General features: G+C 67.7%; 19 protein-coding genes. 9 read left to right on the forward strand and 10 right to left on the reverse strand.

The genetic code is table 11. The features are described from left to right. The first annotated feature begins 2 nt into the window (after positions 1–2). On the forward strand, positions 3–644 hold the full coding sequence (locus AC1DT6_RS13760; protein ID WP_441631108.1) for a trimeric intracellular cation channel family protein: 642 nt from the start codon (positions 3–5) through the stop codon (positions 642–644). A 72-nt stretch (positions 645–716) separates the two neighbouring features. On the opposite strand, the gene glnK is transcribed toward AC1DT6_RS13760, so the two are convergent. Next, positions 717–1,055: a P-II family nitrogen regulator gene (glnK, locus tag AC1DT6_RS13765; protein ID WP_441631110.1), complete on the reverse strand. Its 339-nt coding sequence runs from the start codon at positions 1,053–1,055 to the stop codon at positions 717–719. Positions 1,056–1,363: 308 nt separating this feature from the next. Between glnK and AC1DT6_RS13770 the strand changes: the two genes are divergently transcribed. Further along, positions 1,364–2,530 (forward strand): GNAT family N-acetyltransferase, encoded by a 1,167-nt coding sequence (locus tag AC1DT6_RS13770; RefSeq protein ID WP_441631112.1) that lies wholly within the window; start codon positions 1,364–1,366, stop codon positions 2,528–2,530. Positions 2,531–2,559: 29 nt separating this feature from the next. On the opposite strand, the gene AC1DT6_RS13775 is transcribed toward AC1DT6_RS13770, so the two are convergent. Together AC1DT6_RS13775 and ppa are read right to left on the reverse strand one after the other, a co-directional pair. Next, positions 2,560–3,114: a cytochrome b gene (locus AC1DT6_RS13775; protein WP_441631114.1), complete on the reverse strand. Its 555-nt coding sequence runs from the start codon at positions 3,112–3,114 to the stop codon at positions 2,560–2,562. Between the two features lie 195 nt (positions 3,115–3,309). Further along, positions 3,310–3,837, reverse strand: coding sequence for an inorganic diphosphatase (ppa, locus tag AC1DT6_RS13780; RefSeq protein WP_035859760.1), 528 nt, complete (start codon positions 3,835–3,837; stop codon positions 3,310–3,312). Between the two features lie 188 nt (positions 3,838–4,025). Here ppa and AC1DT6_RS13785 point away from each other — a divergent pair, with 188 nt between their 5' ends. The 3 genes from AC1DT6_RS13785 (at position 4,026) to AC1DT6_RS13795 (ending at position 7,188) form a co-directional block, all read left to right on the forward strand. After that, entirely contained in the window at positions 4,026–5,462 is a 1,437-nt protein-coding gene (locus AC1DT6_RS13785) for an aldehyde dehydrogenase family protein (protein WP_477114732.1), read from the forward strand. Further along, positions 5,455–5,697, forward strand: a complete 243-nt coding sequence (locus AC1DT6_RS13790; RefSeq protein WP_035859752.1) for a hypothetical protein — start codon at positions 5,455–5,457, stop codon at positions 5,695–5,697. The genes AC1DT6_RS13785 and AC1DT6_RS13790 overlap by 8 nt, the downstream gene beginning before the upstream one ends. 186 nt (positions 5,698–5,883) lie before the next feature. Next, positions 5,884–7,188 carry an MFS transporter gene (locus AC1DT6_RS13795; RefSeq protein ID WP_441631119.1) on the forward strand — a complete coding sequence of 435 codons (1,305 nt, stop codon included), beginning with the start codon at positions 5,884–5,886 and terminating at the stop codon, positions 7,186–7,188. Between the two features lie 537 nt (positions 7,189–7,725). Here AC1DT6_RS13795 and AC1DT6_RS13800 read toward each other — a convergent pair. The 6 genes from AC1DT6_RS13800 to AC1DT6_RS13825 all read right to left on the reverse strand — a co-directional run bounded on the left by AC1DT6_RS13800 (position 7,726) and on the right by AC1DT6_RS13825 (position 18,340). Next, complete coding sequence (locus AC1DT6_RS13800; RefSeq protein ID WP_477114733.1) at positions 7,726–13,920, reverse strand: Hpt domain-containing protein; 6,195 nt, start codon at positions 13,918–13,920, stop codon at positions 7,726–7,728. 70 nt (positions 13,921–13,990) lie between these two features. Further along, on the reverse strand, positions 13,991–16,159 hold the full coding sequence (locus AC1DT6_RS13805; protein ID WP_477114734.1) for a methyl-accepting chemotaxis protein: 2,169 nt from the start codon (positions 16,157–16,159) through the stop codon (positions 13,991–13,993). Positions 16,160–16,221: 62 nt separating this feature from the next. Next, complete coding sequence (locus tag AC1DT6_RS13810) at positions 16,222–16,791, reverse strand: chemotaxis protein CheW (protein ID WP_441637088.1); 570 nt, start codon at positions 16,789–16,791, stop codon at positions 16,222–16,224. A gap of 57 nt (positions 16,792–16,848) precedes the next feature. Continuing rightward, positions 16,849–17,217 carry a response regulator gene (locus tag AC1DT6_RS13815; RefSeq protein ID WP_035859363.1) on the reverse strand — a complete coding sequence of 123 codons (369 nt, stop codon included), beginning with the start codon at positions 17,215–17,217 and terminating at the stop codon, positions 16,849–16,851. A 32-nt stretch (positions 17,218–17,249) separates the two neighbouring features. Next, positions 17,250–17,750: a response regulator gene (locus AC1DT6_RS13820; RefSeq protein ID WP_441637090.1), complete on the reverse strand. Its 501-nt coding sequence runs from the start codon at positions 17,748–17,750 to the stop codon at positions 17,250–17,252. A gap of 419 nt (positions 17,751–18,169) precedes the next feature. Beyond that, positions 18,170–18,340 (reverse strand): rubredoxin, encoded by a 171-nt coding sequence (locus AC1DT6_RS13825; protein WP_006159034.1) that lies wholly within the window; start codon positions 18,338–18,340, stop codon positions 18,170–18,172. Between the two features lie 215 nt (positions 18,341–18,555). Here AC1DT6_RS13825 and hemL point away from each other — a divergent pair, with 215 nt between their 5' ends. Then, the gene (gene hemL / locus AC1DT6_RS13830) at positions 18,556–19,845 is read left to right on the forward strand and encodes a glutamate-1-semialdehyde 2,1-aminomutase (RefSeq protein WP_441637092.1); all 1,290 of its coding nucleotides are present in this window, start codon (positions 18,556–18,558) and stop codon (positions 19,843–19,845) included. Positions 19,846–19,889: 44 nt separating this feature from the next. Here the strand turns inward: hemL and dapA are convergent, their stop codons facing one another. After that, positions 19,890–20,810, reverse strand: coding sequence for a 4-hydroxy-tetrahydrodipicolinate synthase (dapA, locus tag AC1DT6_RS13835; protein WP_441637094.1), 921 nt, complete (start codon positions 20,808–20,810; stop codon positions 19,890–19,892). Positions 20,811–21,246: 436 nt separating this feature from the next. On the opposite strand from dapA, the gene AC1DT6_RS13840 reads away from it, so the two are divergent. The 3 genes from AC1DT6_RS13840 to AC1DT6_RS13850 are packed head-to-tail and all read left to right on the forward strand — an operon-like array spanning position 21,247 to position 23,259. Next, positions 21,247–21,867: a LemA family protein gene (locus AC1DT6_RS13840; protein ID WP_441637096.1), complete on the forward strand. Its 621-nt coding sequence runs from the start codon at positions 21,247–21,249 to the stop codon at positions 21,865–21,867. 15 nt (positions 21,868–21,882) lie between these two features. Further along, positions 21,883–22,749, forward strand: coding sequence for a TPM domain-containing protein (locus AC1DT6_RS13845; protein WP_477102636.1), 867 nt, complete (start codon positions 21,883–21,885; stop codon positions 22,747–22,749). 6 nt (positions 22,750–22,755) lie between these two features. After that, positions 22,756–23,259 (forward strand): TPM domain-containing protein, encoded by a 504-nt coding sequence (locus AC1DT6_RS13850; RefSeq protein WP_441626407.1) that lies wholly within the window; start codon positions 22,756–22,758, stop codon positions 23,257–23,259. Positions 23,260–23,271: the final 12 nt, after the last annotated feature.

Genomic DNA, 23,271 nt, shown 5'->3' on the forward strand with positions numbered 1-23,271 from the left:
CGATGCATCTGCCGCTCGATCTCCTGATGGGGCGGTTGCCCCTGATCCTGCATGTCATGGAAGTGGTGGGCGTGCTCGCCTTCGCCGTCTCCGGCGTGGTCGACGCGCGCAAGCAGCGCTTCGATGCCGTGGGTACGTTTGTGGTGGCGTTCGCCACCGCCTTCGGCGGCGGCACGGTGCGCGACGTGCTGCTGGACCGCCGGCCCTTCTACTGGGTCGACCACGAAGGCTATGTGATCCTGATCTTCGTCATGTCGCTCGGCGCTTCGTTCGTGCTGCGGGTAGTCAGCCGGGTGGCGTCCGAGCGCACCATGATCACGGCCGATGCGATCGGCCTCGGGCTGTTTTCCGTCACCGGCACGTCGCTCGCGCTGGTGGCGCAGATGACGCCTACCGTGGCGGTCATGATGGGCATCATTTCCTCGGTGTTCGGCGGCGTGGTGCGCGATGTGCTGTGCAACGAGGTGCCGATGATCCTGCGCGACAGGTCGCCTTATGCCACCTGTGCCTTTGTCGGTTGCTGGGTCTATGTCGGCCTGACCTGGGTGCGGGCCGAGCAGGAACTGGCCCTGCTCGCGGGCGCGATCACCATCACGGCGACGCGCCTGCTGTGCGTGCGCTTCGGCTGGAAGCTGCCGAGCTAGCCGGGCAATCCGGGCGCCCCTCCCCCGGGACCGCCAGGATTGCGCCGGTGCTGAATTGCCTGCGCGGAGCGCTTAGACGGCGGCCTCGTCCTGCTCGCCGGTGCGGATGCGGATCACTCGCTCGATCTCGGTGACGAAGATCTTGCCGTCGCCGATCTTGCCGGTGTGCGCCGCCTTGACGATGGCGTCGAGCACGGTATCGAGCTGGTTCTCGGCAACCACGACCTCGATCTTGATCTTGGGCAGGAAATCGACCACGTACTCGGCGCCGCGGTACAGCTCGGTATGCCCTTTCTGGCGGCCAAAGCCCTTCACCTCGGTTACCGTCAACCCGGTCACGCCGATGTCAGCCAGCGCCTCGCGCACTTCGTCCAGCTTGAACGGTTTGATGATGGCGGTAATCTGCTTCATTTTGGCCCCTTATATAGTCGTTGGTTAGTGAGAGAGTTTAGCCTGCCCGGCGGGTTGCCGGATGTTGCCTGCCGCACCGCGCCATTTCCGGTAGACTCAACCGGCCCTGCCGCCCGCGCAAAGCTCGCGCGGCGCGGACAGCCATGGCGGAACAAGGCCCTGGCCGGCGCCACCGAGGCGTCGGCAGCAGGCAAATGATGAGCGGATCTAGCGCAATGCAGTCTGAATCTTGCAAGCCGGGACCGGACCACCCTGACGCAAGCCCCCCAGGGGCGGCTGCGGCACAAGGCGGACAGGAACACGAGCGGATGGAGAATTATCGCACGCAGATCGTTTTCGATCTGTCCGAGCTGCCGGCGGCCACATGGGATGCCCTGGTGGCGGCGCAGCCCGGCGCCACGCCGTTCCTGCGCCACGCCTTCCTGCACGCCCTGCACGCCAGCGGCAGCGCCTGCGACGAAACCGGCTGGAGCCCGCGCTACCTGACCCTGTGGGCTCCGCACGAAGGCGGCGGCGAGCGCCTGGTGGCGGCCATGCCGCTGTACGCGAAATCGCACTCGTATGGCGAATACGTGTTCGACTGGGCCTGGGCCGACGCCTATGCGCAGCACCGCCTTCCCTACTACCCAAAGCTGCTGTCCGCGATCCCCTTCACGCCCGTCCAGGGCGCGCGGCTGCTGGCCAAGGACGTGGGCGCGCGCCGTGTCCTGCTGCAAACCGCGCTGGCGGTGGCGGAGCAAAGCCAGTTGTCATCCCTGCATGTGCTCTTCCCGGACGAGCATGAGGCCGCGTTGATGGCAGACGCCGGCATGCTGATGCGGCATGGCGTGCAGTTCCACTGGACCAACCCGGGCTATGAGAGCTTCGAGGCGTTCCTGGCCACGCTCTCGCAAAAGAAGCGCAAGAACATCCGCGCCGAACGGCGCCGCGTGGCGGAAGCTGGCATCACCTTCCGCCAGTTGCGGGGCGCGGAGATCGGCGACGACGAATGGCGCTTCTTCCATCGCTGCTATCGCCAGACCTACCGCGAGCATCATTCCACGCCCTATCTGAACCTGGACTTCTTCCGGCGCATCGGTGCCGCCATGCCGGAGAACCTGCTGCTGGTGGTGGCCATGCGTGCCGGCCAGCCGATCGCCGCCTCCCTGGTGGTCTACGACGGCGACCCCGCACGCAGCACCTTGTTCGGGCGCTACTGGGGGGCGCTTGAGCACCACCCATGCCTGCACTTCGAGACCGCCTACTACCAGCCTCTGGAATTCTGCATCGCGCAGGGTATCCGCACCTTCGAAGGCGGCGCGCAGGGCGAACACAAGATGGCGCGCGGATTCCTGCCGGTCGCGACCCGCTCCGCCCACTGGCTGGCGCATCCGTCCTTCGCCGATGCCGTCGAGCGCTTCCTCGTGCGCGAGCGCCAGGGCATCGACGCCTACCTGGACGAACTCAACGACCGCACGCCGTTTGCCCGCGGCTGAAGCCGGCCATGGCTGGCCGGCTTGCCGCGTCAACGCCACATGCGCCGCAGCGTGTTGTCGCCCAGCATGTAGTGGTGGAACAGCGCGGCCACCGCATGCAGCCCGATCACCGTGTAGAAGGCGGTACCCAGCGTTTCATGGATTTCCTTGAGGGCATCCTTCAGGTCCGCGTTCTGCGCCACCAGCGAGGGCAGTTCGATGCCGAGCCCCGGCAGCGTCATCAGGTGGCCACCCGCGTTGAGGGCCAGCAGGCCCAGCACGGGCTGTATGAAGATAAACAGATAAAGCAGGAGGTGCATGGCGCCGCCCAGCAGATGCATCCAGCGCGGGCCGGGCTCGGGCGCCGGCGCCCCGCCCATCAGGCGCCACAGCAGGCGCGGCACCGCCAGCACAATCACCAGCGCGCCAGCCCACTCGTGGACCGACATCGACAGGGCGCGGGCGGCGCTGCCTTTTGCGGTAAAGCCCTTGAGTTCGATCGCGGCGTACGCGGTGGCAATCAGCAGGAACACCGCCCAGTGGAAGAAGACCGCCAGACCGGAATAGCGAACCGTCGCGGATGGCTTCGAAGAGGTAACGTACATGGGGATTGGCAGTCTTTCTGCCGAGTTGTTCTGTGATTGGAGCTTAACCCACAGGCTTCATGGTGTCTTTGGCCTCCATCAAACCCGACGCAACAAAAAACCCCGCCGTGGCGGGGTTCGTTCAGCTGCGGTTCAGCCAGGCGCGGGAAACGGCCATGACCGACCCTGCGGCGCGCCGCCCGGGGCGGCGAAGGCTTACTTCGTGTAGTTGGCCACGCCGTCGGTGATTTCCTTGTGGGCTTCCTCGATGCCGGCCCAGCCTTCCACCTTGACCCACTTGCCCGCTTCGAGTGCCTTGTAGTTCTCAAAGAAGTGCTTGATCTGGTCCAGCAGGTTCTGCGGCACGTCGGATAGGCCCTTCATGAAGGCGGTGGCCGGCGACAGCTTGTCCAGGGGCACGGCGATCAGCTTGGCATCCACACCCGACTCGTCGGTCATCTTGAGCATGCCCAGCGCGCGGCAACGCACGACGGCACCGGCCAGGATCGGGAACGGCGAGAGCACCAGCACGTCGACGGGGTCGCCGTCGCCCGACAGGGTCTGCGGAACAAAACCGTAGTTGGCGGGATAGCGCATGCCGGTGCCGATGAAACGGTCGACGAAGAGCAGGCCGGTTTCCTTGTCGGCTTCATACTTCACCGGATCGCTCTGGGCGGAGATTTCAATGATGACGTTGAAATCGTTCGGGATGTCCTTGCCGGGGGAAACGAGGTTGAAGCTCATGCTTGCTCTCCAGATGCCTGTGTTTGAGGATGGCGGGCATTATAGCGGTTCGAAGCTGACCCGGGCCTGACGCCACGTGCCTTGCGCGCCTCGCGCGGTGAGTGATAATGCTGAATTGTCCCAATGACGCATCGACAGGCGCACTAACAGCCACAGGCTGACGGTCGCATCCAGCCGGAGCCATTTCAATGCACGCCCAGCACTTCGTTGCCAACCGCCTGATCGCGCCGGATTCCGGCATGCGCATCAAGGTATTCGACCCTTCCAGCGGCGAGCCCTTCGCCGAAATCGCCCGCGGCAACGCGGTCGACATCAATGTGGCCGTCCACGCCGCCCGCCAGGCCGCCGAAGGCGCCTGGGGCGCCATGGCGCCCGCCGAGCGCGCACGCCTGCTCAACCGCGTGGCGCTGACGCTGATCGAGCATGAAGCCGAACTCGCCGCGCTGGAAGCGCGCGACACCGGCAAGCCCTTGCGCCAGGCTGCCGCCGACGCGCGCGCCGTGGCGCGCTACTTTGAGTTCTACGCCGGCGCGGCCGACAAGCTGCACGGGCAGACCATTCCCTACCAGCCGGGCTTCACCGTGCTGACCGTGCGCGAGCCGCATGGCGTGACCGGCCACATCATCCCTTGGAACTACCCGCTGCAGATCTTCGGGCGCAGCGTCGGCGCGGCGCTGGCCACGGGCAATGCCTGCGTGGTCAAGCCCGCCGAGGACGCCTGCCTGTCGCTGCTGCGGGTGGCGGAGCTGGCGGCCGGGGCCGGCCTGCCCGAAGGCGCGCTCAATATCGTCACCGGCTATGGCCACGAAGCCGGCGCCGCACTAGCGCGCCACCCCGGCATCAACCACATCTCCTTCACCGGTTCGCCGCAGACCGGCAAGCTGATCGCGCAGATGGCAGCCGAGAACCACGTGCCGGTCACGCTGGAACTGGGCGGCAAGTCGCCCCAGATCGTGTTCGCCGACGCCGATGTCGATGCGCTGGTGCCGGTCATCGTCAACGGCATCGTGCAGAACGCCGGCCAGACCTGCTCGGCGGGCAGCCGCGTGCTGGTGGAACGCCCGCTCTACAATGCCGTGCTCGACCGCCTTGCCACGGTGTTCGAGTCCCTGCGCGTGGGTCCATCGGAGCTGGACCTTGAATGCGGCCCGCTGATCAACCGCAAGCAGCAACAGCGTGTATGGGACTTCGTTTCCGACGCGCAGCACGCCGGCATTACCGCGATGGCGCAAGGACAGATCGTGGCGGAAGCGCCGGAATCCGGCTACTACCAGGTGCCGATGCTGTTCCGCGACGTGCCGCCGGCGCACCGGCTGGCGCAGGAAGAAGTCTTTGGGCCGCTGCTGGCGGCAACGCCCTTCGACACCGAGGCCGAAGCCATCGCGCTCGCCAACGGCACCCCCTACGGGCTGGTCGCCGGCGTCTGGACCCGCGACGGCGCACGGCAACTGCGGCTGGCGCACAAGCTGCGCGCGGGCCAGGYCTTTATCAACAACTACGGTGCCGGCGGCGGGGTGGAACTGCCTTTCGGCGGCAGCGGGCAGTCCGGCCACGGCCGCGAGAAGGGCTTCGAAGCCCTGTACGGATTCACCACACTGAAAACCATCGCCATACAACATGGGTAATATCAACTTCCTGTCGGTCGCGTTCGCCATTTTCTTCTTCTGGATGGCGTGGCATGTCAGAAACAAACGCGCCACCAACCCCTCGGCCATGCCGCGCCTGCAGGTCTTCAAGCGCAAGTGGGGCGACACCGTGGGCGACCGCGTGCACTGGTGCCTCTATGTGGCCCTGCCCTTCCTGCTCGCGCTGATGATGGTCGCCAACGCGCTGCGCGGCCGCGGCCCGTTCGCGCACTAGCAGGCCGCTCCAACATGAGCCCGGCACCGTTGCCGCGAACGGCACGCTTGCCGGCCGCCCTGCCCGCGCAAGGCGGTGGCACCGGTGCGGCCATCGCATTCAACGCGGGGGGCCGCATGTAGCAGGCGGCGCCCCTCATCCAGCGGTATCGTGCAATCACAGAGAGTAAATCCCAGAGGAGACAGCATGACAACAACCGCAGTACACAGCGGCGCAGCCGACCCCACCTTCGAGGATGCCACCTACCGCAAGGTGAGCTGGCGTCTCGTTCCCTTCCTGCTGCTTTGCTACGTAGTGGCCTACCTGGACCGGGTCAACGTAGGTTTTGCCAAACTGCAGATGCTTAACGACCTGCAGTTCAGCGAGACCGTCTACGGGCTGGGCGCGGGCATCTTCTTCATCGGCTACTTCCTGTTCGAGGTGCCCAGCAACGTGATCCTGCACAGGGTGGGCGCGCGCATCTGGATTGCCCGGATCATGATCACCTGGGGGCTGATCTCGGCGGCGATGATGTTCGTCACCACGCCGACGATGTTCTACGTGCTGCGCTTCCTGCTTGGTATCGCCGAGGCTGGCTTCTTCCCCGGCATCATCCTCTACCTGACCTACTGGTACCCATCGCATCGGCGCGGGCGCACCACCACCTATTTCATGACTGCGGTTGCGCTTGCCGGCGTGATCGGCGGGCCGCTGTCGGGCTGGGTGATGCAATCCTTCGACGGCCACAACGGCTGGTCGGGCTGGCAATGGATGTTCCTGCTCGAAGGCATCCCGTCGGTGCTGGTGGGGCTGGTGGTGCTGGCCTACCTCGACGACCGCATCGTCCACGCCAAGTGGCTGAACGATGAAGAGAAGGCCCTGCTCCAGCGCAATATCGCCAACGAGGACATGCACAAGGAAGACGCGCCGGTCAGCCAGGTGCTGACCAGCCCGCGTGTCTGGCTGATGAGTTCGATCTACTTCTGCTTCGTGATGGGCCTGTACGGCGTCAGCTTCTGGCTGCCCACGATCATCAAGCAGACCGGCGTGAAGAGCCCGCTGGACATCGGCCTGCTCACCGCCATTCCCTATGGCTGCGCGGTGGTCGGCATGATACTGGTGGCCTACAGCGCCGACCGCACGCGCGAGCGCCGCTGGCATATCGCCCTTCCCGCGCTGGCCGGCGCGCTTGGGCTGGTGCTGTCGGTGCAATGGCACAGCAACACAGTGCTGGCACTGCTCGGACTGACGCTGGCCACCATCGGCATCCTGACCACGCTGCCGCTGTTCTGGAGTCTGCCCACGGCATTTCTCGCGGGCACCGGCGCCGCGGCGGGTATTGCGCTGATCAACTCACTGGGCAACCTGGCAGGCTTTATCAGCCCGTATGCGGTAGGCTGGCTGAAGGACCTCACGCAAAGCACGGATTCCGGGATGTATCTGCTGGCGGCGTGTCTGGTGGTAGGCGCGGCGCTGACGCTGTCGGTGCCGGCGCGGATGGTGAACAAGTAGGAATTTGAGGGCGGGCGCCACATCAAGCGCCCACCCTCTCTCCCGTCCCCTCTCCCGCAAGCGGGAGAGCAAACCAGCGGCAAGGAAGAGCGATAGAGCCGGATCACGATGGGTGTAGCCGTGCGGAGCGCCCCCAAGGGCGGTCCGCACCCCGGCGCGATGCGAAGCGAGCCGTCAAGGTGTACCAGGCCGTATGGGGCGCCTAGTCGGCAGGCAAAAAGAGCGGAAAAGAGGGACCCATGTTTGAGTATCGCCTTAAGGCGATGCGAGTTTGGGTCCCGGCCGCTCTTTTTGTCTGCCGACGAGGGGGGGTCGCCCCATCCGGCGCGCCTTCTTTGCCTACTTTCTTGGAAAGACAAGAAAGTAGGTCGCCGCCCCGCAGGGGTGGTGAAACCGCCTTTGACTTTAGGGCTTTTAGGCTTTTAGGCTTTTAGGCTTTTAGGCTTTTAGGCTTTTAGGCTTTTAGGCTTTTAGGCTTTTAGGCTTTTAGGCTTTTAGGCTTTAAGGCTTTAAGTCTTTGACGCCAAGCCCCCCACCTCAATTCCCCGCATCCTCCCCCAACATCTGCGCCACCGACCCCGCCGTCCCCGCCGCACGCTCACCCAGCAACTGATGCAACGTAGTGAGCAGCTCATCCTCGTTATACGGCTTGCCCAGGTAGACATTGACACCGATCTCCGCAGCATAGCGGCGATGCTTCTCCGCCGTGCGCGAGGTAATCATCACCAGCGGCATATGCGCGGTACGGCTATCCGCCCGCACATTGCGAGTCAGGTCGAAGCCATCCATATGCGGCATCTCGATATCGACCAACATGGCATCCGGCATCATCTCCTGCAACTGCCGCAACGCATCCACGCCGTCCCGCGCGAGCGCCACCTGATAACCCGCGCGTGTCAGCAAGCGATGCGTGACCTTGCGCACGGTCAGCGAATCGTCCACCACCATGACGGTAGGCTGCGTGCCCAGGCCCTGCACCGGCGCGGCTTCGCCGTGTGAGAGTTCAGCCACCGCGCCCAGCAGCGCCGGTTGCGCCAGTTGCGCCGGTTGTTGCGCCAGGTAGGTGAGATCGGCGATCCGCGGACGCGCCGCCTCGCCGCGTTCGCGCACGAAGCGCTGCGCCAGCACCACCGGGTTGTAGATCAGCACGATCTCGCCATCGCCCAGCGTGGTCGCGCCGGCAATGCCTTCCAGGCGCGCCAGGTGCGGGCCGATGTGCTTGACCACCACTTCGCGGTTGCCGATCACTTCGTCCACGTGCACGGCGATGCGTTCGGCGCCGCTGCGCACCACCACCACCGGCGAATACTTCTTGCCCGCGGCAATCGCGGGCGTTTCCTCCAGCAACGTCCCGAGGTAATGGAACGGCACCGCGCCGCCGGGCACGTCGAGGCTGCCCTGGTTGTAGGCTTCGAGCAGCCCTTGCGAGCGCAATTGCTGGACCTGGTCGATCATGCCGCTCGGGATGGCGAACGGCCGGCCGCCCAGCGTGACCAGCAGCACCTGCGTGATGGCGGTTGTCAGCGGCAGGTGCACGGTAAAGCGGGTGCCTTGTCCGGATTGCGTGGCCAGCGCGATGCGCCCGCCCAGCGCCACGGTCTCGGCGCGCACCACGTCCATGCCGACGCCACGCCCGGCAAGTTCCGAGACGCTATCGGCCGTGCTGAAGCCGGGGGCGAAGATCAGTTCCGTGAGCCGCGCATCGCCCGCGTCGTCGTCCGGGGACAGCAGCTCTCGCTCGATGGCCCGTGCACGGATGCGGGCGAGGTCAAGGCCGCCGCCATCGTCGACGAAATGCAGCACCACCTCGTTGCCTTCCTGCTGCACTTCCAGCGTCAGCGCGCCGGCGGCCGGCTTGCCCGCGGCGCGGCGGACCTCGGCGGCCTCGATGCCATGCACCACCGCATTGCGGATCAGGTGTTCGATCGGGCCGGCCATGCGGTCCAGCACCGAGCGGTCGACTTCCACGGTGCCGCCCTTGATCAGCAGGCGCACGTCCTTGCCGGTCTCGCTGGAGGCCTGCCGCGCCACGCGGTACAGGCGTTCGGCCAGCGCGTCGAACTGCACCATGCGCGCCTGCATCAGGCTGCGCTGCAAGCCGCGCGTGAGGCGGGCCTGCGCATCGAGGTCGCCAGTGGCGCGGTCAAAGCCCCGCTGCAGGTTCTGCTCGACGGTTGCCACGTCGTTGACCGACTCGGCCATCATCCGCGTCAGTTCCTGGAAGCGCGTGAAGCGGTCGAACTCGAGCGGATCGAATTCCTGCTTGTGCTGGGCGTCGGCGATGCGCGAGGCCATCTGCGACTCCGCCTGGATCTCGATCTCGCGCAACTGGCCGCGCAAGCGCGCCACGTTGTCGTTGAGTTCGCCCAGGTAGCTGCGCATCGCATCCAGTTCGCTTTCCAGCCGCGCGCGCGTTGCGCCGACTTCGCCGGCGTCGGTGATCAGCGTATCCAGCGTGCGGGCCTGGACTCGCACCAGCGCGCGCTGGCGTTCGCCGGCGTCCGCTGCCGGCGCCAGCGCGTCGCCCGGCGCAGGCACCACGGGGCGCACGGGCCCGGCTTGCAGCCAGGGCTGTACGGCGGAACGCGCCAACGGCGCCGGGCTGCCCTCGCCACCACCTTGCGGGGCATCCTGTGGTGCATCTTGGGCGGGTACCGGCGTGCCGGCCATGTCCGCCGGGGCCCGCGCCGCCGGCGCGCTGTTCAGCCCGGTCAGGGCGTTGATCAGGTCGGCATCGTCCACCGGCAGCAGGCGGCCAGCCTGCAGCGCCTCGCTATGCGCGAGGATGCGGTCGTACCAGGCATACAGGCGCACGAACAAGACCGGCCCGACGCGATCCGCGCGCACGGCGGCGTCGAGCAGGGTCTCCATCTCGTGGGCTGCCTGGCCCAGCGCCATCGCGCCGGCCATGCGCGCACTGCCCTTGAGCGTATGCAAGGCGCGCAGGATCAGGCCAGCGTGGCTGGCGTGCCGGCCATCGCCGGACGCCGTCTCCCAGCCGCGCAGCAGCTTGCCCAGTTCGGGGAGGCTGCCGTGCGCCTCTTCCAGGAAAATCTCGACGAGCGCCGGATCGAGGGATTCTTCCGCAGCCATTTCATCGGCCAGCGGGTGCGCAGCGCCCGCGATTTCATGCACATCCGCGGCGCCGGGCGCCGGCGGGATCCTGCCGGTGTCGGCATGCGCGAAGAAGGAAGCTTCGCCCGTGTTGGCCGCATCGGCATGACCGGCATCCACACCCGCCGTATCCAATACCGTGATGGCGGCATCGTACAGCGCGCCGGCATTGGCCGCGGGCGCCAGCTTGCCGAACAACAGCGCAACCGGCGCGTCCTCCGCCTCGGGCGGCAACTCCGGCGCCGCCGGCATCGCCAGCCGCGGCCGCACCATGGCACGCTCGCCCAACTCGGCGAGACTGCGGCAGAGCGCTTCGTCGGCGGCCGGCCAGATGCCGGCGGCAAACTGGTGCAACATGCCGCGCACGCGCTCGACCGCCTGCTCCAGCAGGCGGAAGTCGCCAGGGTGCATCGCCACCGGGTGCGCGCCGAGTTGCAGCATCAGGCGCTCCAGCACCTCGGCAATCGCGCGCACCGGCTCCAGTCCGACCGTGGACGCGCTGCCTTGCAACGTGTGCGCCACGCGCAATGCCAGCTCGCTCGGGCAGGGCCGGCCTTCGTGGCGCCACTCGGAAACATCGGTGGCGAACTGGCGGATCAGGTCGTCGGCTTCCTGCAGGTAGACGTTGTACAGCGGCAGGCTGATACGCACCGGGCCGATCAGCTTGTAGTGATCGTTTTCCTCCGCGGGCGTGYTGGCGAAACGGAAGGGAATGACTTTGGCGTCCGCCCCGGCGCTGGCATCGTCGCCGGCTCCGGCCGCCGGAAGACCGGCCTGTGCCTCCTGTTCCGGCTCCGTTTCCGGTTCCGGTTCTGCCTGCCCTTGCTGCACCTGCCCGCTCTGCGCATCCAGGGACTGTGGCGCCACAAGGTCATGGCCCGATGCCGGCTCCGGCTGTTCGCCCGCGCGCACGGACTGTGCCACGGCCAGCAGGCCGGCGGCATCGTGCACCGCCTCGGCATCGCCGCGCAGCGCCTGGGCCCAGCCGGCAAGCTCCTGGTGGGCGCGCAACAACAGGTCCAGCAGGGCCTGCGCGGGGGCGCGTGCCTCGGCAATCCACAGATTCATCACCTGCTCGATGGCCCAGGCCACCTCGCCATAGCGGTGCAGGCCCACCATCCGGCTGGAACCCTTCAGCGTATGGAAGGCGCGCCGCAGGCGGCTGATGGTATCGGCATCCTGCAGCGCCGGCAGACCGCCGTCGAGATCGCTGGCGACCTCGCCCAGCACCTCGACGGATTCGCTGAGGAAAATGTCGAGCAGTTCGGCATCGATGCCGGCCGCATCTGCCTTCTCGGGCTTCTCGCTCTTCTGCGCATCCCCGGCCGCAGCCGGCATCGCGGGTGCGCCCGGTGCACCGGCCGGCAGCGCATCGGCCAGCGCCACCACCAGCCGCTCCGCCGCGCCGTGGGAACCGGCCAGCCAGGCATTGAGCTGGGTGGTGGCTTCGATGGCCTGGCGGCGCAAAGCGGCAGCATCGTCGATGGCGGCCTGTTCATTCATGGCCTGCAGCGCCGCGCGCAGCGTCTTCACCTCGGGCGCGTCGGCGGCGGCCGGGTGGCGCACGGCATCGCTGGCAGCCGCGCGCGCCCTGGCAAGCAGGGCCGCGTGGGAGACGGCGCCGCTTTGCACGGCCTGGCCGTCAGCCTTGGCGGCCTCGTCCCGCACCTCCGCCGCCGGGCTCCGGCCAAAGGCCAGCGCATCGATAAAGGCATGCACGGCGCCGAGTTCGCCGGCGATCGCGGCAAGCCGGGCGGCGCGCTCGCTCGCGGCGTGGGCCTCGTTGCCCGCACCGGTAGCGGCATCGCCCGGGACTTGCGTGGCGCGGGCGCCAGCGAGCCACTCCAGGGCTGGCATCACGCGCTCCAATGCCATCGCTACCGCCTGCGCGTCGGCGCGCAGCGCGTCGGGCAGCGCGCCGGCGTCGCGCAATTGCTCCAGCGTGCCGGCCAGCGCCACGAACGCGCGCTCGGCATCGCGCAGGTGTGCGCCGGCCTCGGCGCGGGCGGCGTCGCGGTCATAGGCATCGAGCCACGATTCGCCGCTGTCGAGATGGCCGCGCAACTGCGCGACCGCGGCCTCGCGCAAGCGTTGCGCGCGCGCCTGGTCCACCATCTGTGCGAGCCAGCGCGGGGGCGGCGTCGCCTGGTCGCCGCGCTGGCGCTCGCCGAGATGCGAGGCCAGTTCATCGCAACGGTGCGCGAATTCAGCCGCCGCGGCATGGCCGGTGCTGCCATGCACACGCCACGGCAAGGCAAGCGCACGCCCCAGGAACAGCGCGATGGCGCCGATGCCGCCAAGATTGTCATCGCCGGAACGGACCTGCAGCGCAGGGTGCGCGGCGGCATCCAGGCAGCGCTGCAACGCCGGCTGGGCCAGCGGCTGCGCGGCTTCGGCCAGCACCGCCAGCGCGTTTTGCCATTCAATGTATTCCGCGCCGGCGCCCGCCGCCCGTTCGAGCGCGGCGGCCGCCTGCTGCAGGTTGTGCGTATCGATCGGGTCGAGCCAGCCGTAGTAGCGCACGCGGAAATCGGCATGCGCCGACGCATGCGCCGCGTCGATGCGGAAGGCTTGCATGCACTCGCGGATGGCAGAGCGCAGCACCAGCACGGCCGCGCTCTCCGGCTCGCTGGCGGCCGGCATCCTGCTCGTGGTGACCAGCAAATACACGGCATCGTTGAGCAGCGCCTGGGGCACCCGCACCTGGCCCTGCAGGTACTGGCGCAGCAGCAGATGCGCACGCCCCGCCAGCCGCTTGGCCAGCAGGTCCGACGGCAGCAGGCCGTGGGCCAGCGCGCCAAACACCAGCGCCAGCACGTGCCACACGCCGCGGTCCGGGTGATCGGTGGCGCGGCGCAGCTCCTGTTCGCTCGCGCGCACGTCTTCCAGCGCGGATTCCAGCGGCAGATACGCTTCGCGCAACAGGCTGGGTTCGGAGCATGGCACCGGCAGGCGCAGCGCCTTGAGCAAGGCGCCCTCGAAACGCTGGCGCGCGCGCGTCACGGTGGAGGCCATGCGCGTCGGCAGCAGGATGCCGGGCAGCATCTGCAGTTCGTCGACCCACAGGTCGGCAGGGTGCACGCGGTCCTCGCCGAGCCGGCCCAGCACGTCGGCATAGGAGCAAAACAGCCGCACCGGATCTTCATCGTCGCCGACCATCAGGTCATCGACGTACTCGGCCAGCGCCTGCACGCCAAGGCGGAAGGCGGCCAAGGTCTGGGCGTCGGCGGCGACTGCCCCGCCGTCGATGCCTTCCAGCAGCCGGCGCAACGCCTGGCAATACGGATCGACACCGCGCAGGCCAACGATATGCACGGCGCCCGCGGCCTGGTGCAGATGCTGCCCCGCCAGGCGCAGCGAGGTGGTGTCCCGCGCGCCCAGCGCTTCGGGCGCCTGCTGCACTTCATCGACGTAATGACCCAGTTCGGCCGCGGCATCGTCCAGCGCGGCGCGCAGGCTCGGCGCCAGCCAGGCCAGCACGGAAAGGTCGCGCGCTACCGGGGCGGCGGGCGGAGCGACGGACAGGTCCCGTGCCGCAAAGGGCATCGGCGCCAGTGGATCCTGCACGGCCGGATCGGAGCCGGCGGCCTCGCGCGAGACAGGGAAATTCAATGACATGACTGCTTCCAATGCGTCCAATGCGGTGGCGCCGGCCCGTGGCCCGCTCGCGCGGCCCTTGCGTAACCCGTCAGGCGATCTTGAATCGCAGCACGGAGTTGCGCAGCTCTTCGGTCAGCAGAGTCAGCTGGCGCACCGACAGTGCGGTCTGCCGCGTGCCCGAGGAAGTCTGCTCGGTCACATGCAAGATGCCTTCGATATTGCGAGCCACCGCGGTGGCGAGCCCCGCCTCGTGCGAGGTGGTCTGCGAAATCTGCTCGATCAGCTCGGCGAGCTGGCGCGACACGCGGCCGATCTCCACCAGCGCGGCGCCGGCATTGTCGGACAGCTTGGCCCCTTCCACCACGCCTTGCGTGCTGCGCTCCATGGCGTGCACCGCATCCTGCGTATCGGTCTGGATGGTGCGGATCAGCGCGCCGATCTGCTTGGTTGCCTCGCCGGAGCGCTCGGCCAGGCGCTGCACTTCCTCGGCCACCACCGAGAAGCCGCGCCCGGCTTCGCCAGCCGATGCGGCCTGAATGGCGGCGTTGAGCGCCAGCACGTTGGTCTGCTCGGTAATGTCGGAAATCAGTTCGACGATTTCGCCGATCTCCTGCGACGATTCGCCCAGGCGCTTGATGCGTTTGGAGGTGTCCTGGATCTGCTCGCGGATGTCGTTCATGCCGACGATGGCGTTCTGCACCGCGTGCTGGCCCTGCTCGGCCGCGGCCAGCGAGGCGCGCGCCACGTTGGCGGATTCCGCCGCGCCGCGCGACACCTGCGTGATGCGATCCGCCATCTCCACCACCGATTCGCCGGTCTGGCGGATCTGGCGCGATTGCTCTTCCGACGCCGCGACCAGCTCGGTCGAGGTGTCCTGCACCTGGCTCGATGCCTGCGTCACCTCGCCGGCGGTCTGCTGCACGCGGCCCACCAGTTCGCGCAGTTCCTCCACCGTGTAGTTCACCGAGTCGGCGATGGCGCCGGTGATGTCCTCGGTCACGGTGGCCTGCTTGGTCAGGTCCCCGTCGGCGATGTCCTGCAGTTCGTTCATCAGCTGCAGAATGGCCTTCTGGGTAGCGTCGTTGTTGCGCTTTTCGTCCAGGCGGCGGGCTTCCGCCTCGCGTTCGCGGGCCTCCGCTTCGAGGGTACGGGCGCGGGAGTCGCGCAGGTACAGCGCGGCCAGGCCAGCCAGGAACAGCAGCGTGAGCAAGGCCGAGACGACGGTGGCGCCCAGCGTCAGCGGGCGCACGCGCGCGCCTTCGGCATAGGCTGCCTGCAGCGCGGACAGTTCGCCGCGCAGCGCCTCGTTGTCATTGAAGATCTGCTGCTGGGCGCGCTTGGCGGCGATCAGGCCGGGCAGGTTCTGCAGAATGGTCTGGGTGGTCTTCTGCACCGCGTCGAACCGCTGCGACAGCAGCTGCAGGTAGCCGCGGGTCTCTGCATCGCCGGCGGCGGACAAGCGCAGCGCTTCGCTGCCGTTCATCAGCCCGTCCAGGGTTTCGCGGAAGGTATTGGTGTCCTTGCCCAGCAGGAACGCGGTTTCCGGATTGACGCCTTCGCCCGCCAGGAACTCGTTGAGGTTCTTGCCCAGGCGCTGCGTCAGCATCACCAGCTGCGCGGAGGCAGCCACCTCGCGCGCATTGGCGCCGCTCTGCAGCTTGATCGCCGCCACCTGCTCGGCGCTTTCCAGCAGTTCCGGGTTGGAAGCGTTGAAGATCTGCAGGGTCTGGYCGATGGTGGTCAGGGTTGGCTGCTGGGCCAGTACGTCGCCAGCGCTCTTCTCGGTGCGCTGCCAGGACTCCATGGCCTTTTCCAGCAACGGCGCGGCCGCCCCGCCGGTGGCACGCACGTGCTTGGCGTCGCTGCCGTTTTGCAGCGCCTGCAAGTCGCCGGCGAGTTCGCTCTTGGACTGGCGCAGCTGCGTGAAGGCCTGCGCATTGCCCAGCAGGGCCACCGGCACCGCCTTGGCCAGGCGCTGGGAGTGCATCAGCATGTCGCCCGCGATCTCGATCTGCGCGGCGCCGTTGTTGGCTTCACGGTTGTCGAAATACACCGAGGCCAGCAGGGCGGTCAGCGACAGCACCACGCCCGCGGTCAGCGCGCGTTGCTGGCTGGCAAACGGGAGGCGGGAAAGCCTGTCCGAGAACCGCCGGGCCGGGGTGCTACGCGTGCCAGGCGCGGCGGCGGCATTCACCGCCGGTTCGGCGGCACTGACCACCTGTGCCTGGCGACCCAGGTTGAACATCTTGAAGCCCATAGCACCCTCTGTCCGTTATTTTTCGATTTTGATTTGTTGCAGCGGGCATGCCCGCGCGACGCTCAGGCGGCCTGCCGGCCCACCTGCAGGAAGGCCGGAGACGCCAGCAACCTGCGCACGTCGAGCACCTGCCAGTCACGCCCGTCGCGGTCGGCAAAACGGGCGCCCTCCCACTCCGGCGCCGCCTCCTGCCGAGCCGGCGCCCGGTCCGCGGACTCCGCCGGCAAGGACAGGTCGCCTGCATGACGCAGCCCGATCACGCGCGTGGCAAGAATGCCGCAAGCGCGCTCCACCTGGCGCGACAGCACCACGATCTTGCTGCCCGGCTGCAGCGCGGTGGCTCCCTCGCCGCAGAACAGGCCGAAATCGATCACGCCCAGCAGGCTGCCGCGTGCATTCACCAGTCCCGTGTACCAGGACTGCGTCAGCGGCACGCGGCTGGGCTGGCGCATCTCCAGCACCTCGCCCGTCTGCGGCAACGGCAGCAGCCAGTGCCGCTGGCCTACCTGCAAACCCAGGTAGCTGTCCACCGCCGGCAGGTTGCGCGCCTCGCGCAGGCGGCGGGCCAGCATGGCCTGGTAGTCCTGCAGCCGGGTCTGGCGGGCACGGAGGTCCTGGCGCGGCGCGTTCATGGTCTAGGTCCGGATGATAGGCGTAGGGAGGGAGCGGGTGCAGGATCGGCGCCTGGCTCAGTGGGTCAGCGCGGCGATCTTGGTGAGCAGTTCTTCGCCGTCGACCGGCTTGACGATGTAGTCTGCCGCGCCCTGGCGCATGCCCCAGATGCGGTCGGTGTCCAGGCCCTTGCTGGTGCACATGATCACGGGAATGTCCTTGAAGCGGTCGTCGCGCTTGATCGCGCGGGTCGCCTGGTAGCCGTTCTGGCCAGGCATCACCACGTCCATCAGGATCAGGTCGAAGGCTTCCTTCTCGAGCCGGGCGAAGGCCTGGTCGCTATTGCCGGCCACCGACACCTTGAAACCCTTCTTGCCGAGCAGGTCGGACATGAACAGGGCTTCGGTCGGGGAGTCGTCAACGATAAGGATTTTGCTGATAGTCATGAATATTCCTTGATATGCGCCTTGATATGCGCTCAAGCCGGCAAGGGGCTGGCCACGGCGGCGGCGCGCGGCACGCAGGCATCGACCGCCAGCAGCAGCGACTCGCGGGTAAACGGCTTGGCGAGATGGTCTTGCGCGCCGACCAGGCGGCCGCGCGAGCGGTCGAACACGCCGTCGCGGGAGGACAGCATGATCACCGGGATGGCATGGAATCGGGGGCTTTTCTTGATCAGGGCGCAGGTCTGGTAGCCATCCAGGCGCGGCATCAGGATGTCGCAGAAGATCAGGTCCGGATGCATGTCGCCGACCTTGGCGAGTGCCTCGAAGCCGTCTTCGGCGAGCAGCACCTGGCAGCCTGCCTGGGACAGGAAGATCTCGGCGGTGCGGCGGATGGTGCTGGAATCGTCGATGACGAGCACCTTGCGGCGCGCCGGCGCAGGCGCAGCAACGCCGCTGGCGCTGACGCCAGTTTCGACCGCGCCGCTGACCTCGGCGTTGACCCGAATGCTTTCTTGTAGTTGAGCGACCCGCATCTCGTTCCCGCGACCAGCGTGCTTCCCAGGGGGAAAGCGCCGGCATTCACTTGAGAACTTCCGCGCGGCGCAGCTGCCTGCCCCGACGGACCCCCGAAACAAAAACGATTTGATTCCCGAAAACGCGCCGGACCGGTGACCCGGTACGCGGCAAACGGCGGCGCGTGGTACCCGCGCCTGCCAAGGTCCACCCCCCTAAGGGATGGATTTTCAAATTTGAAACAGAGTGTGACAAGTCGCCGTGGGGCCGTCAATCCGGAAACCGGGGCAGCCCCGCCCGATCTGTCGCATTGACGCGACGCGCTACGGCGGGCCGGCGGCGTTCGTCACGGCCGCGTCATGCCCCCGCATTGCCAAATCACGCCGGCCGGCCTGACCTGGCGGGCGACGAACGGCTTGCGCGGTACGATGCGGCAGCTTTACAGGGCCACCATCTCGAAATCTTCCTTGCGCGCGCCACATTCCGGGCAGGTCCAGTTGATGGGCACGTCTTCCCATTTGGTGCCGGGGGCAATGCCGTCTTCGGGCGCGCCGGTGGCCTCGTCGTAAATCCACCCGCAGATCAGGCACATCCAGGTCTTGTATTCCATAACGGTACAGTCACTCTCCATTAAAATTCAGGGCCAGATGGTACCGAATCGGCGCCGCCGGCGCCAGCAGGGCAAGTACGATTCGGGCCAAATACGCCGTGTTCGCGCACGTTACCCGGCAAATGCCTCGCATTTCGACTCTTTTGCCGGCATTTTCCACGTAACTTGCTGCCTGATAGAACGCGTTTCTCCCGCTTTTGATTTCACGCAAAGCCATGTCTCGTAACCAGCAGCTCTTCGACCGCGCACAGCAAACCATTCCGGGCGGCGTCAATTCGCCCGTGCGCGCCTTTCGCTCGGTGGGCGGCACCCCCCGCTTCATCACGCGCGCCGAGGGCGCTTACATGTGGGACGCCGATGGCCAGCGCTACATCGACTATATCGGCTCCTGGGGCCCGATGATCGTCGGCCACGCCCACCCCGAGGTGGTGCGCGCGGTGCAGGAGACCGCTGGTCTCAGCTTCTCCTTTGGGGCGCCGACCGAAGCCGAAATCGAGATGGCCGAGGAAATCTGCAAGCTGGTGCCGTCGATCGAGCAGGTGCGGCTGGTTTCCTCCGGCACCGAGGCCACCATGAGCGCGCTGCGCCTGGCGCGCGGCTTTGCCAAGCGCGACCTGATCGTCAAGTTCGAGGGCTGCTACCACGGCCACGCCGACAGCCTGCTGGTCAAGGCGGGGTCCGGCCTGCTGACCTTTGCCGACACCACCAAGAACGCGCCCTCCTCGGCCGGCGTGCCCGCCGACGTGACCAAGCACACCATGGTGCTGGAATACAACAACGTCGAGCAGCTGGAGCAAGCCTTTATCAAGCATGCCGACGAAATCGCCGCGGTGATCGTGGAGCCGGTGGCCGGCAATATGAACCTGGTGCGCGCCAGCGATGCCTTCCTGCAAGCGATGCGCTCGCTGTGCACCAAGTACGGCGCGGTGCTGATCTTCGACGAGGTGATGACCGGCTTCCGCGTGGCGCTGGGCGGCGCGCAGGCGCACTACGGCATCACGCCGGACATGACCTGCCTGGGCAAGGTGATCGGCGGCGGCATGCCGGCGGCGGCCTTTGGCGGCCGGCGCGACATCATGGCCTGCCTGGCGCCGCTGGGCGGCGTGTACCAGGCCGGCACGCTATCGGGCAACCCGCTGGCGGTGGCGGCCGGGCTGACCACGCTCAAGCTGATCCAGGCGCCGGGCTTCCATGACCGGCTCGCCGCGCAAACCCGCAAGCTGGCCGACGGACTGGCCGCGGCTGCCCGCGAAGCCGGCGTGCCGTTCGCCGCGGACGCCATCGGCGGCATGTTCGGCCTGTACTTCCGCGAGGGCGTGCCGGGCAGCTTCGCCGAAGTCACGCAGTGCGATACGGCCCGCTTCAACCGCTTCTTCCACGCCATGCTGGATACAGGCGTCTACCTGGCGCCGTCCGCCTACGAGGCGGGCTTCGTCTCGGCGCAGCACGACGACGCCATCCTGGCCGCCACCATCGACGCCGCCCGCAAGGCCTTCGCGGCCTGAGGGTTCGCCGGCCGCGACCGCCCCGCCCTGGGGCTGGGCGCGGCTCAGCCGAGCAGATCGGGCGCAGCCGCCCCGATCTGCTCGCAGGCCTGCGCCAGTGCCGCCTGCAGCCCTGCGCTGGCGGGGGTCATCGGCGCGCGCAACTCATCGCGCAGCCATCCCTCCCGCGTCAGCATGGCCTTGAGCGGACCCGGATTGGGCTCCGTGAACAGCAGGCGGATCATCGGCATCAAGGCATGGAAGATCCGGCGCGCCGGGTCCAGCCGCTGCCCGGCCACTGCCCTGGCCAGCGCCGCGAACAGTTCCGGATATAGGTGGGCCGACGCGATGATCGCGCCCGTGCCGCCCAGGCACAGCGTACCCAGCACCTGGTGATCCTCGCCCGCCAGCACGGCGAGGCGTCCGTCCGCAATCACGGACTGCGTGCCGTGGTAGTCCCCGCCGCAGTCCTTGATGGCACGGATATTCGGATGGGTGGCCAGCGCCAGGATGGTTTCCGTCTCCAGCTTCACGCCGGTCCGGTAGGGAATGTCGTACAGCACCAGCGGCGCGGCGGCGCTGTCGGCCAGCGCATGGAAATAGTCCAGCAGGCCCGCCTGCGACGGGCGGACGTAGTAAGGCGCGGGCGCGAGCAGCCCGGCCAGCGGCCGCTCGGCAAGGCGGCGCACGCGCACCTGCACCTGCTTCAACTGGCTGCCCGCCACGCCCATGATCACCGGCAAGGCGCCGGCGCCGGACAGCACGGTGTCGAGCACGGCCAGTTGCTCCGCTTCGTCGAGGGCAGCCGCCTCTCCGGTGCTGCCACACACCACGAAGCCAGCGATGCCGCTACCGGCATAGCGCGCCACTAGCCGGGCCAGCGCGCCATGATCGACGGCGCCGCCGGCAAACGGCGTCACCAGCGGCAGCCAGATTCCAGAAAATACTTGTTGTGCTTGCTGCTGTGCTTGTTGAACTGCTTGCATCGGATCACTCCTGTGCGACCGGTCAATAAAACCGTGCAGAAGTGCGCCGGGTGGCAGATGAGCCCGCGTGGGCAGTGGGAAAGCATGAACCTGGCCTCGCCCCCTGTACGCCTGTGCGCAGGTGCCGTTCCGTCGCTCATCTGACGGAACAGCGCCCCGGTCAGACGAGCGGCTGTTTTTTGGCTTTGGCGCGCGCCGGCACCTGCCGCTGCGAGGCAGCGGAAGCAGGAGCGGAAATCATCGAAAAGGCGCGCATTGCAGGTTCGGGCTGGATGGTGATGCGGCACGGCGCCCGGCGGACACCGCCGTCGCAACCACGGCAGAGACGACAATCTACCCGTCTGGCCATGCCGCCGTCAAGCCACCCCCAAGTCATTTTGATTGCCCAGCCGGCCCCTGCGCTACACTGGTAATTCCACGAATTCCGGAGTCCTCGATGCGCGCATCCCTTCCCCTGTCCCTGTCCTCCGGGCAGTCCGTCTTGCGCTGGCTCATGCTGGCCTTGTGCGCGAGCCTGTTGTCCGCCTGCGGCTACAACGACTTCCAGACCAAGGACGAGGCCGTCAAGGCGGCCTGGGGCGAGGTGATCAACCAGTACCAGCGCCGCGCCGACCTGATCCCCAACCTGGTCAACACCGTCAAGGGCTACGCCACGCATGAGCGCGAGACGCTCGAGGCGGTCACCAAGGCCCGCGCCGCGGCTACCAGCATCCAGGTCTCGCCCGAGACGCTCAACGATCCTGAAGCGTTCAAGCGCTTCCAGCAGGCCCAGGGCGAGCTGAGCGGCGCGTTGTCGCGCCTGCTCGCGGTGTCGGAAAACTATCCGCAGCTCAAGGCCGATGCCTCCTTCCGCGACCTGCAGTCGCAGCTCGAAGGGACGGAGAACCGCATCACGGTGGCGCGCCAGCGCTACATCGCCGCGGTGCGCGACTACAACATCCTGGCGCGCAGCTTCCCCACCAACCTGACCGCGATGGTCTTCAAGTACCCGGTCAAGCCGTCGTTCTCGGTGGAAAACGAGAAAGCCATCTCAGCGCCGCCGGCGGTGAAGTTCTGATACGGACCGATGGCTATGCCGCATCTCCCTGAGCGCAGTGGCTGGACGGCCGCCATGCTGGCGCTGATGCTGTGGCTGGGCGCGCTGCTGGCGCCGCCCGCCATGGCCGCCGGCGACGGCTTCGTGGTGGTGCCGCCGCTCACGCAGCGGGTCACCGACCTCACCGGCACGCTGAGCGCCAGCCAGCGCGGCGCGCTGGAGAACGTGCTGGCCGAGTACGAGCAGCAGCGCGGCAGCCAGATCTTCGTGCTGATGGTGCCGACCACCGAGCCCGAGCCGATCGACGCCTACAGCATCCGCGTGGCCGACGCCTGGCGCGCCGGGCGCAAAGGCATCGACGATGGCGTGATCCTGCTGATCGCCAAGGACAATCCGCCCGGTCTGCGCAAGATGCGCCTGGAGGTGGGACGCGGCGTGCAGGGCTCGCTCACCGACGCGATGTCCAAGCGCATCCTGCAAGACGTGATGGCGCCGCATTTCCGCCAGAACGATTTCTACGGCGGCATCGCGGCCGGCGTATCGGCCATCCAGGCCACCATCGACAAGGAGGCCCTGCCGGGCCCGCAGGCCGGTGGCAAGCCGGCCCAGAGCGGCTCGTGGACCGACTGGCTGCCGGTGCTGTTCCCGCTTGCCATCATCCTGTTCTTCTTTATCTCCGCGGCACGGCGCTCGGGCGGCTCGCGCATCGTGACGCGCGGGCGCGGCTGGGATGCTGCGGCCGGCGGACTGGGCGGCACCCTTGGCGGTCTCGGGGGCGGCGGCTGGGGACGTGGCGGCGGCGGTGGATTCGGAGGCGGAGGCGGAGGCGGTGGTGGTGGTGGCGGCTTCGGTGGCGGCGGCGGTGGTGGCTTCGACGGAGGCGGCGCCTCCGGCAACTGGTAACGGCATATGCCCCATTTCAAACGCGCACTGCGCCACCTGGGCACGCGCCCCGGTGCCGCCAGCAAGCACTTCCCCGCCGAAGCCCAGCAACAGTTGCAGCAGGCGGTACGCGCCGGCGAACGGCAGCATCGTGGCGAAGTGCGGGTGGTAATCGAATCCAGCCTGCCCGTGGGGCTAGCCTTCTCGGGCGTCAGCCCGCGCGAGCGCGCACGCGCCTTGTTCGGTGCGCTGGAGGTGTGGAACACCGAAGGCCATACCGGCGTGCTGCTGTATATCAACCTGGCCGATCACGCGGTCGAACTTCTGGCCGACCGCGGCATCGATGCCCGTGTGGGCCCGGATACCTGGCGCGCGATCTGCGACGAGCTGGCGAGCGGGCTGGCGCGGGAGCTGTCGGTCAGGCCTGTGCTGGCGGCGGTGGAGAAGATCCATCAGCTGCTGGCTGTGCATTTCCCCGCGGGCGACCGGCCCAATCCCAACGAACTCGACGACCGGCCGGTCATGCTGTAGCGCGCGGCGCGA

The sequence above is a fragment of the Cupriavidus sp. 01L45 genome, assembly GCF_056399885.1.

Excerpts from the sequence above, each read along its gene's own strand:
- AC1DT6_RS13760 (WP_441631108.1), top strand. The coding sequence starts at position 3 with ATGCATCTGCCGCTCGATCTCCTGATGGGGCGGTTGCCCCTGATCCTG.
- glnK (WP_441631110.1), bottom strand. The coding sequence starts at position 1,055 with ATGAAGCAGATTACCGCCATCATCAAACCGTTCAAGCTGGACGAAGTG.
- AC1DT6_RS13770 (WP_441631112.1), top strand. The coding sequence starts at position 1,364 with ATGGAGAATTATCGCACGCAGATCGTTTTCGATCTGTCCGAGCTGCCG.
- AC1DT6_RS13775 (WP_441631114.1), bottom strand. The coding sequence starts at position 3,114 with ATGTACGTTACCTCTTCGAAGCCATCCGCGACGGTTCGCTATTCCGGT.
- ppa (WP_035859760.1), bottom strand. The coding sequence starts at position 3,837 with ATGAGCTTCAACCTCGTTTCCCCCGGCAAGGACATCCCGAACGATTTC.
- AC1DT6_RS13790 (WP_035859752.1), top strand. The coding sequence starts at position 5,455 with ATGGGTAATATCAACTTCCTGTCGGTCGCGTTCGCCATTTTCTTCTTC.
- AC1DT6_RS13795 (WP_441631119.1), top strand. The coding sequence starts at position 5,884 with ATGACAACAACCGCAGTACACAGCGGCGCAGCCGACCCCACCTTCGAG.
- AC1DT6_RS13810 (WP_441637088.1), bottom strand. The coding sequence starts at position 16,791 with ATGAACGCGCCGCGCCAGGACCTCCGTGCCCGCCAGACCCGGCTGCAG.
- AC1DT6_RS13815 (WP_035859363.1), bottom strand. The coding sequence starts at position 17,217 with ATGACTATCAGCAAAATCCTTATCGTTGACGACTCCCCGACCGAAGCC.
- AC1DT6_RS13820 (WP_441637090.1), bottom strand. The coding sequence starts at position 17,750 with ATGCGGGTCGCTCAACTACAAGAAAGCATTCGGGTCAACGCCGAGGTC.
- AC1DT6_RS13825 (WP_006159034.1), bottom strand. The coding sequence starts at position 18,340 with ATGGAATACAAGACCTGGATGTGCCTGATCTGCGGGTGGATTTACGAC.
- hemL (WP_441637092.1), top strand. The coding sequence starts at position 18,556 with ATGTCTCGTAACCAGCAGCTCTTCGACCGCGCACAGCAAACCATTCCG.
- dapA (WP_441637094.1), bottom strand. The coding sequence starts at position 20,810 with ATGCAAGCAGTTCAACAAGCACAGCAGCAAGCACAACAAGTATTTTCT.
- AC1DT6_RS13840 (WP_441637096.1), top strand. The coding sequence starts at position 21,247 with ATGCGCGCATCCCTTCCCCTGTCCCTGTCCTCCGGGCAGTCCGTCTTG.
- AC1DT6_RS13845 (WP_477102636.1), top strand. The coding sequence starts at position 21,883 with ATGCCGCATCTCCCTGAGCGCAGTGGCTGGACGGCCGCCATGCTGGCG.
- AC1DT6_RS13850 (WP_441626407.1), top strand. The coding sequence starts at position 22,756 with ATGCCCCATTTCAAACGCGCACTGCGCCACCTGGGCACGCGCCCCGGT.